The organism is Bacillus sp. FSL R9-9834, from assembly GCF_038006905.1.
GTDB classification, from domain to species: domain Bacteria; phylum Bacillota; class Bacilli; order Bacillales; family Bacillaceae_G; genus Bacillus_A; species Bacillus_A pacificus.
In genome coordinates this window covers 3,369,630-3,382,844 of record NZ_JBBOWD010000001.1, presented here as the reverse complement: position 1 = coordinate 3,382,844, position 13,215 = coordinate 3,369,630, and the positions used below count along the sequence as shown (strand labels likewise).

Sequence of the window (13,215 nt, the reverse complement as noted above, 5' to 3'; positions counted from 1 at the left end):
TGTTCTTTAGATACAATTATTTTTCTGGGACGGACAGTCCATAAAAGAACATCGTAACGATATCTTGTATATGTTTTTCACGATCTCTTTCAAGAAGTTGTGCTCCGAAATCATCCCCTAATTTAGTAAACATTTGAATGTAAAGTAACATCATTTCTTTAGTAAGGTGGGGATTAATTTCATTTTTTTGCTGTGCTTGTTCTAATATTTCTAAATACCAAGGCAAAATTTTTTCGTTTTGATAACTATAAATAAACTTTCGGAGCTCTTCATCTCTTTGCATCATTTGTAGTAACATATCCGGCTGAAATAACCCACCAGTATTCATTTTTCTTACAATCATTTTTTGCATCATATCATGAAAAGGTAATTTTTCCGCTGCAAGATCTTTATAATATTGAAATTCAGATATAATAAATTCTTGTATAAGCTCTCGAAATAACGCATCTTTACTTCCGAAATGATTATAAATGGTTACTTGAGAAACGTTTGCTTCTTTTGCAATATGTTCTATTTTCACTTCATTAAATCCGCGTTCTGAAAATAATAAGAAGGCTGCCTCTTTAATAGCACGTTTTTTCTTTTCTTTCACTTTTTCAAAGCCGTTCAATGCAATCACCTCAATTAAAATATACAAGAAAAAATAATGAAAAACAATAATATTTGAAATATAGACATATAAATATTTCAAAAAGTTGTTGCGAATATGAAAGATGAGGAGTACAATAATTTTGAAATATCATATATTAAATATTTCAAAAAATGAGGTGGAATTATGATTTCAGTTCAAAATGTCACAAAAAAATTTTCAAATGGAAAAGGTTTGTTTCATATCACATTTGAAGTGAAAGAAGGGGAAGTATTCGGTTACTTAGGACCAAATGGTGCTGGGAAATCCACAACAATTCGTAATTTAATGGGGTTTATAAAACCGACAGATGGTAAAGCGACAATTTTTGGATTGGATTGTTGGAATGAAGCAGCGAAAATTCAAAGAGAAGTTGGCTATCTACCAGGAGAAATCTCTTTTATTGAAGGAATGAACGGATTAGAGTTTTTGAAGTTAATGCAAGGAATGCGTGGGCTAAAGGATACGAAAAGACGAGATGAATTAATAGAACGTCTTCAATTTGATGTGAAAACACCAATTCGAAAAATGTCTAAAGGAATGAAGCAAAAAGTAGGGATTGTCGCTGCATTTATGCATGATCCAGAGGTGTTAATTTTAGATGAACCGACATCAGGACTTGATCCACTTATGCAGCAAGTGTTTATAGATTTAATAGTAGAGGAAAAGCAAAGAGGAAAAACAATTCTTATGTCTTCACATATTTTCACTGAAATTGAGCGTACATGTGACCGAGTAGCGATTATTAAAGATGGGCGCCTTGTAACGGTTGAAAATATTCATGATTTACAAAGTATGAGACGACAAGTGATAGATGTAACCGTATCATCAGAGGAAGAGATTAAATCTCTTACGCAATGTAATTTACAATTTGAAGCGGTAAAAGGTAGAGAGGCATCGATTATTGTACAAGGAAACTATCAAATTGTTTTACAAACACTTTCAAACTATAATGTAACAGCGCTTCAAACGAGAGCGATGGATTTAGAACATTTATTTATGCATTATTACGATAAGAAAGAAGGGGTAAAGCATGAATAAGCAATTGTTTTTAGCTAGTTTGAAAGAGACGCAAAAAAGTATTTTGAGTTACGCAACTGGTGCAGCTCTATATTTATGGTTGTTAATTTGGATATTTCCTTCAATGGTATCAGCGAAAGGTTTAAATGAATTAATAAGTGCTATGCCTGATAGTATGAAAAAAATCGTTGGTATGGAAAGTCCGATTCAAAACGTAATGGATTTTTTAGCTGGCGAATATTATAGTCTATTGTTTATTATTATTTTAACGATTTTTTGTGTAACAGTTGCAACACATTTAATTGCACGGCATGTAGATAAAGGAGCAATGGCATACTTGCTGGCAACGCCTGTATCTAGAATACGAATTGCAATCACGCAAGCCGCTGTTCTCATATTGGGACTATCGATCATTGTAGTTGTTACGTATGTAGCGGGCATAGTAGGTGCGGAATGGTTTTTACAAGATAATAACTTAAATAAAGAATTATTCTTGAAGATAAATATAGTAGGAGGGCTCATATTTTTAGTCGTTAGTGCTTATTCATTTTTCTTTTCTTGTATATGTAATGACGAAAGAAAGGCATTAAGTTATTCAGCAAGTTTAACGATCTTATTTTTCGTGCTGGATATGGTAGGGAAGTTAAGTGATAAGTTAGAATGGATGAAAAACCTATCATTATTTACATTGTTTCGTCCAAAAGAAATTGCTGAGGGAACGTATAATATATGGCCGGTAAGTATAGGTTTAACTGCGGGAGCACTTTGTATTTTTATAGCAGCAATTGTGGTGTTTAGAAAGAGGGATTTACCGTTATAGAGTAGAAAGTCCACTATATGAGTGGACTTTTTTTGATGAGGAGGAAACTAGTGGATCATTTATTCCGGGTGCAGCTATATGTAAATGATATAGAAAAGTCATTATTGTTCTATGAAGAAGTAATTGGTTTAAAGTTGTATAAACGAAATATGCATGCAGCACGTTTTAATTTCGACCAGTTTTCTTTATTACTAGTTAGTGATTCAAGATTGAATGAAAATCACTATTTTTACAATCGAAAAGAGATGAAGGGGAATGGCTTTGAACTAATTATTGTTGTCAATCGGATTGAAGAAGTATATGAACGTTGTAAAGAGAATCGGTGCACAATACAAGAAGAAATTCAAACTTATCCATGGGAGATGAGAGGATTTAAAATTGTGGATCCAGATGGGTATTTCCTTAGAATTACATCTAAGTAAAGGTAAACATGAAAAATGTTTACCTTTTTTTATGAAAATATTCAAAAAAATGAACCTTTTTCTAGGCTTATCCGTCTAATACATGTAAAGTTAAATTTGAAGTGAGGATGAAACAGGAGGAGCAATTGTGAAAGTAATCCCTTTATATAAAATGATTGTAAAAGAAGAAACCGATGTTTCTTTAGCGAAAAAAGGTGATCATGAAGCATTTATGAGGCTTATACATACAGAAAAAGTAAAGATGTATCGTATTGCAAAGGCTATGTTACGTGATGAGACAAATATAGAGGATGCGATACAAACAACAATTTTAAAAGCCTATGAAAATATAAAAAAATTAAAGAAAGAAGAGTTTTTTCAAACTTGGTTGATTCGAATTTTAATGAATGAATGTAATAACATTATTAGAACGTATAAAAAGATAATTGTGACAGAAGAGAATGATTACAATATGAGTGCGTGCGATCAGTATGAAGATATAGATTTGTGTAATGCGATTCAATCGTTACATGAAGAGTTAAGAGCTGTTACGGTGCTTTATTATTATGAAGATATGAATCAAGAGAGTATAGCGAAGCTTTTAGAAGTACCAAAAGGAACAGTGAAATCGAGATTGGCACGTGCGAGGGAACAACTACAGAAACGATTAAAGATGGAATAGGGGGTGCAAAGGATGGATAATGAAAAAATATTTGATGAGAAATTAAAAAAGAGAATAAAAGAAGAGAGTGTTATAGTGCCACCAGAGTTAAATGAAAAGATCAATTGTACACTACATAATCTCCCGGTAAAAAAGAAAGGTTACAGAGTTTATATGATGGCTATAAGTGCTGCGGTTCTAGCACTTTCAATTGTGTCTATGTCGGAGTTTTCTGATCAAATTTTTGCTCAAAACGGCGGAGTGTTTGAATATGTAAAGAAAAAGGCATTTTCTGATTACGAAAATGAAGAGGAAATAAAGGCGAATGCAAATTATCCGGATAAAGAAAAGATTCATGAAAAGATGCTAGATTCCATTGATCATTTTAATAATATTTCAGGACAATTTGAGGAATATTCTAGTTCGTCAAGAATTGCTACAACATACAAATATGCGATTGATACGGAGCAACAAAGAGGTATCTCTTCGAAAGAAGATAAACTAGTGAAAAAACGAACCATTATATATAACGAGGGCAAGAAAAAAGAGTTTGATGACGAGAAGTATACGTACAAAGAAACAAAATGGAGCCCGAAAGAAAGAAACTATGAACTATTAAAATTAAATCCTACGGAAAGGTTATTGAGAAAATCAGGTGAGAAAAAAAGGTATGATGATGAATATATAGGATTCGCGAAGTATAGTATTCAATCCGAATTTGCTGATCTATTAATTCGATATAAAGATTGGAATTATAAAGAAACGAAGTATCTTGGACTGGATTGCTACAAAATAGAAGGGACAATAAATATAGAAATGCCTGTAAGTACATCTGAAGATTTAAGAGGGAAATTTGAAATGGTTGTAGAGAAAAATACGGGGATTATGCTAAAGTTCCTTAGTTTCCACGAAGGTATGATTCAATATTCGATTACGACTGAATGGATACAAATAAACAAAGGGTTGAAAGAGAATGCATTTCAAAAGGATAGCTCTAAGTATGAAAAATTGAAAAATATATTAGATGAATAGAAAACGGAGGAAATGATATGGAGAATACCTCTTCTTCAAGAGAACAGAAAAATAAACGAAAATATAAAAAGACAACGATAATAAGTGTATTGTTAGCAATATTACTATTTTGCGGATTTGGATATGGTACTTACGTATATATGAAAACTTCTAATCTCGTACAAAAATCAAATGTTAATTTAGCACGTGGTGAAAAATCAAATTTACGTGAGGAAACTGTAAAACCGATTACGAATAATGTTTCACTTTTAATTATGGGAATTGATGAAAATCAAGAACGACAAAAGGAGTATAATGGTGCATTTCATACAGATGCACTACTGTTAGCTACTTTTAATAAAGATGATAAGACTGTGAAATTAACGAGTATACCACGTGATACATACACATATGTTCCGGTTGAAAAGAAAAAAGATAAAATAACGCATGCATATGGAAGTGGTTTCGTTAAAAATGGTAAAGATGGAGGGCCGCAAGCTTCAGTGGAAGCGGTAGAAAAGTTATTACAAGTGCCTGTTGATTATTTTGTAAAGTTTAATTTTAATTCATTTACTAAAATTGTTGATGGATTAGATGGGATTGAAGTAGATGTCCCAGTTGAATTTACGGAGCAAAATAGTAAAGATGAACCTGACGCGATCCATTTGAAAAAAGGACTACAAAAATTAACAGGGGAAGAAGCACTTGCCTTAGCAAGAACTCGCCATATTGATAGTGATGCAATGAGAGGACAGCGCCAACAACTTGTTATTGAGGCGATTTTAAGTAAATTAAAAAGTGTAGGATCAATTACGAAGCTAGAAAAAATAGTCGAGGCGGTTGATGGTGATTTTAAAACAAATTTAGCAATGGATGATATTTTATCTTTTTATAAATACGGTTTAAATTGTTCGATTGAAAAAATTCAATTAGCAGGTGATGATTTATACTTACCTAATGGTCCAAATGGGCAACGTGTATATTATTATAATCCTAATAAAAAAGATTTGCAGAGTTTGAGTAATACGCTTAGAACACATTTAGGATTAAGTGAAAAACAGATTGAGGAAAATTAAAGCAGATGTAATGTCTGCTTTTTTATTACGTTTAATAGTATGTACTATATTCGTTAATGTTATATACTATTTTCAAATTTAAGATAATAGTGTAACATAAAATTGTAGTTTAAGTTACATAACAGGGGGGCTATTACATAGAATATATCATTAGCAATTATTGAAAAAGTATGGGAGAAATGAAAGAAGCAGGGGAGTATCAAAAATGAGAATCGTAAAGAATTTAACATTTCAAGTTATTGTGGCCATTATTTGTGGTATTGCAGTAGGAGCTATTTGGCCGAGTGTTGGACAAGAGATGAAGCCAATTGGTGAAACGTTCATCAATATGATTAAAATGGTTATTGCACCGATTATCTTTTTAACAATTGTGCTTGGTATTGCAAGCATGGGAAGTATGAAAAAGGTAGGTCGTGTTGGTGGTAAGGCATTATTATATTTTGAAATTGTTACAACTGCGGCTTTAATTATTGGTATCATCATAGCGAATGTTGTACGTCCCGGAGATGGATTAGATCCCTCAAAGCTAAAGGGCGGAGATGTTTCGCAATATGTACAAAGCGGGCAAGAAATGAAGTGGGTGGATTTCTTTTTACATATTGTACCGTCTAACATGTTTGAAGCATTTGCAAAAGGTGATATTTTACAAGTGCTGTTCTTCTCCATTTTATTCGGTGCTGGGTTAACGATGTTAGGGAAAAATGGACAACCGGTAATCGATTTTTTTGAAAGTATTTTTTAACATTTTATCAATTGTAATGAAATTAGCACCGATTGGAGCATTCGGCGGGATGGCGTTTACAATTGGCAAATATGGTTTAAGTACACTTATTCCACTTGGTAAATTAATGATTTGTGTATATGCGACAATGGCATTATTTGTTTTTATTGTTTTAAATTTTATTTGTAAACTGTACAAATTTAGTTTGTGGAAATATTTAGCTCACATTAAAGAAGAATTACTCATTGTTCTTGGGACATCATCATCAGAATCAGTATTACCGCGAATGATGACAAAGATGGAAGACTTCGGATGTTCGAAGCCGGTAGTAGGTTTAGTCATTCCGACGGGATACTCTTTTAATTTAGATGGAACGACAATTTATTTATCGATGGCTACTATATTTTTAGCACAAGTCTTTCACGTCGATCTTTCACTAGGTCAACAATTAACGATAATAGCTATTTTGTTAGTTACATCTAAAGGAGCAGCCGCAGTAACAGGTGGAGGCTTTATTGTACTAGCGTCTACTTTATCTGCGATGAATGTTATTCCATTAGAAGGGTTAGCGCTATTACTTGGTGTAGATCGTTTCATGTCAGAAGCACGTGCTATCGTCAATTTAATTGGTAACGGTATTGCGACTGTAGTTGTTGCAAAAAGTGAAAATGAATTTGATGAAGAGAAGTATACGAGAGTAATAGAGGAAATGAAAAAAGAGAAAATGGTCGGATAAAAAAGTCAGCAAAGCTGACTTTTTTATTTTTGTAGAAAAGAGGTTTGTTACGATATACATTATTTATTAACAATAATTTACAGGTGTTTTATAGTGGAAGGGTATAAAGACTATTAAATCAATACATAAGATTCAATAAGATATAGTGTTTCGAAAGATTATGGAATTTTTATGAATATTACTGTAATAAAATAATTTTTTAAAAATTTTCAATAATAACACTTTACAAAACTCAAAAAATTAGTAGAATAATAGTTAATAAGAATCTTCTGATAAATATATAAAGAAAAACAGAATTATCAGAAAACTCTTAAATGAGAGCGTTTAGAATTAGGGAGGGTACAGAAAGTGAAAAAGAAAAAAATGAAAAAACTAACAGCAGTTGTAGCACCAGTTTTAGCAATGAGTATGGCATTAACAGCATGTTCTACATCAGGTGGAGATAAGAAGACAAGCACAAATTCTAGCTCAGGCGGAGATAGCAAATCAGAAGAAAAATTAGCGGCGAAACAAGTACTAAATCGTACTGAAACAAATGAGATTCCAACAATGGATACTTCTAAAAATACAGATACATTAGGTTCTCAAATTTTAGGGAACACGATGGAAGGTTTATATCGATTAGATAAAGATAACAAACCAATCCCAGCTGCGGCAGAATCAAGCACGAAGAGTGAGGATGGTAAAAAATATACATTCAAATTACGTAAAGATGCAAAATGGTCAAATGGTGATCCTGTAACAGCGAAAGATTTCGTATTTGCATGGCAACGTCTATTAGATCCAAAAACAGCTGCTGAGTATGCATTTATCGCATTCCCAATTAAAAATGCAGAAGCGGTTAATAAAGGGGAAAAACCTGTAACGGAACTAGGAGTAAAGGCAGTAGACGACCTTACTTTAGAAGTTGAATTAGAACAAGCAGTACCATACTTCTTAAACTTAGTAGCATTCCCATCGTACTATCCGTTAAATGAGAAATTCGTAAAAGAAAAAGGGGATAAATACGGTTTAGAGTCTGATACAACAGTATATAACGGACCATTCGTACTTACTGATTGGAAACATGAACAAGGCTGGAAACTGAAGAAAAACGATCAATATTGGGATAAAAAGACTGTAAAACTAGATGAAATTAACTATAGTGTAGTAAAAGAAGTAGCTACAAGAGTAAATTTATATGATACAAATGCAATTGATTTTGCACTTCTATCAGGAGAATTCGTTGATAAATATAGAAATAATAAGGAAGAGTTTGGGACTTATTCACAAGTAAGTACTTACTTTATTCGTATGAACCAAAAACGTGGCGGACAAGATACACCATTAAAGAGTCAAAAGTTACGTGAAGCAATCGCGCTTTCAATCGATAAAAAGAATTTAGCAAATGTTATTTTAAATGATGGATCTAAACCTGCGGACTTCTTAGTACCAAAAGGATTAGCAACTGGACCAGACGGTAAAGACTTCCAAGAAACATTTAAAAATGGTATTAAACCAGATGCGAAAAAAGCAGCAGCTGCATGGGAAGAAGCGAAAAAAGAGCTTGGAAAAGACCAAGTTACAATTGAGTTATTAAACTATGACACTGGTAATGCGAAAAAAGTTGGAGAATATGTTAAAGATCAAATCGAGAAGAATTTAAAAGGTGTAACAGTCAATATTAAACTTCAACCGTTCAAGCAAAAACTGAAATTAGAAACAGAGCAAGATTATGATATTTCATATGGCGGTTGGAATCCAGATTATGCGGATCCAATGACATTCTTAGATATGTTTGAGTCTAAGCATTCTCATAACCAAATGAGTTTCTCTGATCCGAAGTATGATGATATGATCAAAAAAGCTGGTGGAGAATTAATGGGTGACGCGAAGAAACGTTGGGAAGAGCTAGGGAAAGCTGAGAAATTACTTCTTGAGAAAGATGTAGCAATTGTGCCTTTATACCAACGTGGTGATGCATACGTTCAAAAACAAAATGTGAAGGGCATCGTTCACCATAACATTAGTCCGGAGTATAGCTTCAAATGGACATATATCACTGATGGGAAATAATTTTAAACAGTGATACTATAAATATAAGTTTCTTAGCTTATTTTGTAGTGTGAATCTCATTGTTCACAATAGAAAGATAAAATGATAGGGCATTCCAAAAGTAGACTATTGACTTTTGGAATGCTCTTTTATTATGAGATTAAATGTAAATGAACCGATAGATATAGATAATTTGTATAGTAACAACTGTGAAAAATGTCTTTTACTATTAAAAAAAATAATTTTTAGAATATTTTAAAAATAACTTTACAAAACCAGAAAAATTAGTAGAATATTAATTAATAAGAATTTTCTGATAACTAATTATTAGAAAATCTCTCAAAATGAGTTTCGTACATATAATTGGGGAGGGTATAAAAATGAAGAAAAAGATGAAAAAGTTCACGGCGGTTGTAGCGCCAGTTTTAGCGATGAGTATGGCGTTGACAGCGTGTTCTGGATCTGGTGGGGAGAAGAAAACAACTACGACGTCTAGTGGTGGTGGGGAAGAGAAAAAATCTGAAATTAAATACGCAGCGAAACAAGTGTTAAATCGTACAGAGAATCAAGAAATTCCGACGATGGATACGTCTAAATCTACTGATACGTTAGGGTCACAAATTTTAGGGAATACAATGGAAGGATTATATCGTCTTGATAAAGATAATAAGCCAATCCCAGCTGCAGCGGAATCTAGTACGAAGAGCGAGGATGGCAAAAAATATACATTTAAATTACGGAAAGATGCAAAATGGTCAAATGGTGATCCAGTAACAGCGAAAGATTTTGTATTTGCATGGCAGCGCTTACTGGATAAAAATACAGCGTCAGAATACGCATTTATTGCTTACTATATTAAAAACGCAGAGGCAATTAATAAAGGTGAAAAGCCACTAACAGATTTAGGGGCAAAAGCGGTAGATGATTATACGCTAGAAGTAGAATTAGAAAAACCGGTGCCGTATTTCTTGAATTTAATGGCATTCCCATCGTACTATCCTTTAAATGAAAAGTTCGTAAAAGAAAAAGGAGATAAATTCGGTTTAGAAGCAGATACAACGTTGTATAACGGACCGTTCGTTATGGCTTCATGGAAACATGAACAAGGATGGCAGCTAAAGAAAAATGATAAGTATTGGGATAAGAAGACTGTGAAATTAGAAGAAATTAACTATAGTGTAGTAAAAGAAGTTGCGACGAAAGTAAACTTATATGATACAGGATCAATTGATTTCACACTATTATCAGGAGAATTTGTTGATAAATATAAATCGAACAAAGAAGAGTATGGTGAGTACTCAGAAGCAAGTACATTCTTCTTACGTTTAAATCAAAAACGTAATGGACAAGACACACCGTTAAAGAGTAAAAAACTACGGGAAGCAATCGCATTATCAATTGATAAAAAAGGTTTAGCAAACGTTATTTTAAATAACGGTTCAAAAGCAACAGATCAATTGGTTCCAAAAGGGCTTGCGACAGGACCTGATGGTAAAGATTACCAAGATACATTTAAAAATGGTCTGAAATATAACCCGAAAAAAGGTGCAGCAGCTTGGGAAGAAGCGAAAAAAGAGCTTGGTAAAGATCAAGTTACAATTGAATTACTAAGCTATGATGATGGAACAGCGAAAAAAATTGCTGACTACTTTAAAGATCAAATTGAGAAAAACTTAAAAGGTGTAACGGTTAATACGAAAATTCAGCCGTTCAAACAAAAACTAAAATTAGAATCGGCACAAGATTATGAAATTTCATTTGCTGGTTGGAGTCCGGACTATGCGGATCCAATGACATTTATTGATATGTTCGAATCGAAGAGCCCATATAACCAAATGAGTTATTCGAATCCAAAATATGATGAAATGGTGAAAAAAGCAGGGAATGAATTAATGTCTGATGCGAAGAAGCGTTGGGAAACGTTAGGGAAAGCAGAAAAATTATTACTTGAAGAAGATGCAGGAATGGTACCTTTATATCAAACAGGTAGAGCATATGTAATGAAACCGAATGTAAAAGGCATTGTGAAACATAACATTAGTCCAGAGTATAGCTTTAAGTGGGCTTATGTAACGGAAGGGAAATAATAAAAAGGAGCGTGTTAAAAGATAATTACCTTTAACACGCTCTTTTTCTATTAAATTAAATAGAGAAGAATAAGAAAAGTGGTACTGACATATAGTAGATGGGGGAGAATTCGTATAGTAGTAATAGTAAAATACTTAGTTACTATAAAAATAAAATAAGTGAAACTTCAAAAATGAGGATAATTAACAGGATGTTAATTAGTGAAAAGGTATTAATAACTAAGTTCATAGAAAAATCTCTCAAAGTTAGTTTCGTACATATAAATTGGGGAGGGTACAAAAATGAAGAAAAAGATGAAAAAGTTTACGTCGGTTGTAGCGCCAGTTTTAGCGATGAGTATGGCTTTAACAGCATGTTCTGGATCTTCTGGTGGGGAGAAAAAAACGACTACAACGTCTAATAATGGTGGGGAAGAGAAGAAATCTGATATTAAATATGCGGCAAAGCAAGTGTTAAATCGTACAGAAACGAATGAAATTCCGACGATGGATACTTCCAAAAATACAGATACACTTGGTTCACAAATTTTAGGGAATACAATGGAAGGTTTATATCGCCTTGATAAAGATAATAAGCCAATCCCAGCTGTAGCGGAATCTAGCACAAAAAGCGAGGATGGTAAAAAATATACATTTAAATTACGGAAAGATGCAAAATGGTCAAACGGTGATCCTGTAACAGCGAAAGATTTCGTATTTGCATGGCAACGTCTAGTAGATCCAAAAACAGCTGCTGAGTATGCATTTATTGCATACTATCTTAAAAATGCAGAAGCGATAAATCAAGGAAAAGCAGAAGTTTCGACATTAGGTGTAAAAGCGGTAGATGATTATACGCTTGAAGTAGAACTAGAAAGACCTGTACCATATTTCTTGAATTTAATGGCATTTGCTTCATACTATCCATTAAATGAAAAGTTTGTAAAGGAAAAAGGAAATAAATTTGGTTTAGAGTCTGATACAACGCTTTATAATGGTCCATTTGTGCTTACTGATTGGAAACATGAGCAAGGCTGGAAATTAAAGAAAAATGATCAGTATTGGGACAAAAAGACTGTAAAATTAGATGAAATTAACTATAGTGTAGTAAAAGAAGGGGCTACTCGAGTGAATTTATATGATACAGGTGCAATTGACTTCGCGCTTCTATCAGGTGAATTTGTTGATAAGTATAGAAATAATAAAGAAGAGTTTGGCGCATATTCGGAAACAAGTACGTTTTACTTACGTTTAAATCAAAAACGTGGTGGGCAAGATACACCATTAAAGAGCAAAAAACTACGTGAAGCAATTGCATTATCTATTGATAAGAAAGCTTTAACGAATGTTATTTTAAATGATGGTTCAAAACCAGTGGATTACTTAGTACCAAAAGGTTTAGCGAGTGGACCAGACGGTAAAGATTTTGCAGAAACGTTCAAGAATGGTTTAAAACAAGACTCCAAAAAGGCAGCGGCAGCCTGGGAAGAAGCGAAAAAAGAACTAGGAAAAGATCAAGTGACGATAGAGTTATTAAATTATGATACTGGTAATGCGAAAAAAGTTGGGGAGTATGTAAAAGATCAAGTTGAAAAAAACCTAAAAGGCGTGACAGTAAATATTAAACTGCAACCATTTAAGCAAAAACTAAAATTAGAATCAGACCAAGATTATGATTTTTCATATGGTGGCTGGAATCCAGATTATGCGGATCCAATGACATATCTTGATATGTTTGAAACAAAAAATTCGCAAAACCAGATGAGCTACTCAAATTCAAAATATGATGACATTATTAATAAAAGTAAGACAGAATGGATGGCTGATGCAAAAAAACGTTGGACAGAGTTAGGGAAGGCTGAAAAAATATTACTTGAAGACGATGTAGCGCTTGTACCATTATATCAAAATGCTAGATCATATGTAATGAAACCAAATATAAAGGGAATCGTGAAACATAATATTAGTCCGGAATATAGTTTCAAATGGGCGTATGTAGAAGAGAAATAAAAAAGATAAGAGCATTTTCAAGTTGCGGTAT

The 13,215-nt window shown here is 33.1% G+C and carries 10 protein-coding genes and 1 pseudogene; 10 read left to right on the top strand and 1 reads right to left on the bottom strand.

All coding sequences use genetic code 11. The annotated features are described in order from the left end of the window. Positions 1–16 precede the first annotated feature (16 nt). Positions 17–637, bottom strand: a complete 621-nt coding sequence (locus MKY00_RS17525; protein ID WP_116733341.1) for a TetR/AcrR family transcriptional regulator — start codon at positions 635–637, stop codon at positions 17–19. 138 nt (positions 638–775) lie between these two features. Here MKY00_RS17525 and MKY00_RS17520 point away from each other — a divergent pair, with 138 nt between their 5' ends. From MKY00_RS17520 to MKY00_RS17475, 10 genes and pseudogenes are all read left to right on the top strand, one after another. Further along, the gene (locus MKY00_RS17520) at positions 776–1,669 is read left to right on the top strand and encodes an ABC transporter ATP-binding protein (protein WP_016718215.1); all 894 of its coding nucleotides are present in this window, start codon (positions 776–778) and stop codon (positions 1,667–1,669) included. Then, positions 1,662–2,468, top strand: a complete 807-nt coding sequence (locus tag MKY00_RS17515) for an ABC transporter permease subunit (RefSeq protein ID WP_016718214.1) — start codon at positions 1,662–1,664, stop codon at positions 2,466–2,468. The genes MKY00_RS17520 and MKY00_RS17515 overlap by 8 nt, the downstream gene beginning before the upstream one ends. A gap of 50 nt (positions 2,469–2,518) precedes the next feature. Next, on the top strand, positions 2,519–2,890 hold the full coding sequence (locus MKY00_RS17510; RefSeq protein ID WP_016718213.1) for a VOC family protein: 372 nt from the start codon (positions 2,519–2,521) through the stop codon (positions 2,888–2,890). A 127-nt stretch (positions 2,891–3,017) separates the two neighbouring features. Further along, a complete protein-coding gene (locus MKY00_RS17505; RefSeq protein WP_000864742.1) occupies positions 3,018–3,551 on the top strand; it encodes a sigma-70 family RNA polymerase sigma factor in 534 nt (177 codons plus the stop codon). A gap of 12 nt (positions 3,552–3,563) precedes the next feature. Further along, complete coding sequence (locus tag MKY00_RS17500) at positions 3,564–4,562, top strand: hypothetical protein (protein WP_016718212.1); 999 nt, start codon at positions 3,564–3,566, stop codon at positions 4,560–4,562. Positions 4,563–4,579: 17 nt separating this feature from the next. Then, positions 4,580–5,617 carry an LCP family protein gene (locus MKY00_RS17495; RefSeq protein ID WP_000432319.1) on the top strand — a complete coding sequence of 346 codons (1,038 nt, stop codon included), beginning with the start codon at positions 4,580–4,582 and terminating at the stop codon, positions 5,615–5,617. A 205-nt stretch (positions 5,618–5,822) separates the two neighbouring features. Beyond that, positions 5,823–7,074: pseudogene (locus tag MKY00_RS17490) on the top strand (dicarboxylate/amino acid:cation symporter). 348 nt (positions 7,075–7,422) lie between these two features. Continuing rightward, entirely contained in the window at positions 7,423–9,129 is a 1,707-nt protein-coding gene (locus MKY00_RS17485) for a peptide ABC transporter substrate-binding protein (RefSeq protein WP_000727516.1), read from the top strand. A gap of 359 nt (positions 9,130–9,488) precedes the next feature. Continuing rightward, a complete protein-coding gene (locus MKY00_RS17480; protein WP_000728459.1) occupies positions 9,489–11,195 on the top strand; it encodes a peptide ABC transporter substrate-binding protein in 1,707 nt (568 codons plus the stop codon). A 282-nt stretch (positions 11,196–11,477) separates the two neighbouring features. Further along, on the top strand, positions 11,478–13,184 hold the full coding sequence (locus MKY00_RS17475; RefSeq protein WP_000728487.1) for a peptide ABC transporter substrate-binding protein: 1,707 nt from the start codon (positions 11,478–11,480) through the stop codon (positions 13,182–13,184). Positions 13,185–13,215: the final 31 nt, after the last annotated feature.

Excerpts from the sequence above, each read along its gene's own strand:
- MKY00_RS17520 (WP_016718215.1), top strand. The coding sequence starts at position 776 with ATGATTTCAGTTCAAAATGTCACAAAAAAATTTTCAAATGGAAAAGGT.
- MKY00_RS17515 (WP_016718214.1), top strand. The coding sequence starts at position 1,662 with ATGAATAAGCAATTGTTTTTAGCTAGTTTGAAAGAGACGCAAAAAAGT.
- MKY00_RS17500 (WP_016718212.1), top strand. The coding sequence starts at position 3,564 with ATGGATAATGAAAAAATATTTGATGAGAAATTAAAAAAGAGAATAAAA.
- MKY00_RS17495 (WP_000432319.1), top strand. The coding sequence starts at position 4,580 with ATGGAGAATACCTCTTCTTCAAGAGAACAGAAAAATAAACGAAAATAT.
- MKY00_RS17480 (WP_000728459.1), top strand. The coding sequence starts at position 9,489 with ATGAAGAAAAAGATGAAAAAGTTCACGGCGGTTGTAGCGCCAGTTTTA.
- MKY00_RS17475 (WP_000728487.1), top strand. The coding sequence starts at position 11,478 with ATGAAGAAAAAGATGAAAAAGTTTACGTCGGTTGTAGCGCCAGTTTTA.